Below are 580 nucleotides of genomic sequence, written 5' to 3'. Positions count from 1 at the left end.
ACCTGACACAGCGCCACAAAAGCCACCCCCCGCCGCAACCCCGAAGACCCCGTGTACACCCCGCTCGCCCGCAGATCGAGCCGGACCGTCCCCGCCCCCTCGTCAATGGCGATCGAATCCCAGACCGTGCGGTTACGGCGTCCCGGGCGCCAGTGGAACCAGATCTCCTCGCTCCCCTTCTCCGCGGTGACGGAGGCGCGGGGCGACGAGTTCAGTTCCGTGCGTATCCGGTCGGGCCAGCCCACCGAGGGCCGTAGGACGTGGAGTTGGCGGGTCTGGTGGGCGGCCAGGGCGTCGGGGGCGAGGGTGATGCCCGACCCGCGCGCCCGGTGTCGTAGCGAAAGCCATGCCACCGCGGCCCATACGACGGTGACGGCGGCCCAGGTCGCAGCAATCTCGCCCGCCGCCCTCCAGGCGCCGCCCTGATCCCAGAGTCGCAAGCCGACCTGGATCGCCATGGGTACGGCGAGCGCGCACACCGCCTCCCACCAGTACCCCGCCCACACCTTCACGCCCCGCACCCCGCCCCGTTCTCCGCCGCCCGCAAACGGGGTTGATCAAAAGTCAGGATGCTATGAGG

Annotated in this window: 1 protein-coding gene; it reads right to left on the bottom strand. The window is 70.9% G+C overall.

Annotation, left to right across the window (positions count from 1 at the left end; all coding sequences use genetic code 11):
* On the bottom strand, positions 1 to 512 hold a 512-nt coding region (locus JHN63_RS51865; RefSeq protein WP_200692050.1), incomplete at its 3' end, for a hypothetical protein.
* Between the last annotated feature and the right edge of the window lie 68 nt (positions 513 to 580).

Origin of the sequence: Streptomyces sp. MBT65, from assembly GCF_016612545.1 — a bacterium.
In the GTDB taxonomy this organism is placed as follows: domain Bacteria; phylum Actinomycetota; class Actinomycetes; order Streptomycetales; family Streptomycetaceae; genus Streptomyces.
Note: the sequence above shows the minus strand (reverse complement) of the source record. Positions and strands in the feature narration are given on the sequence as shown.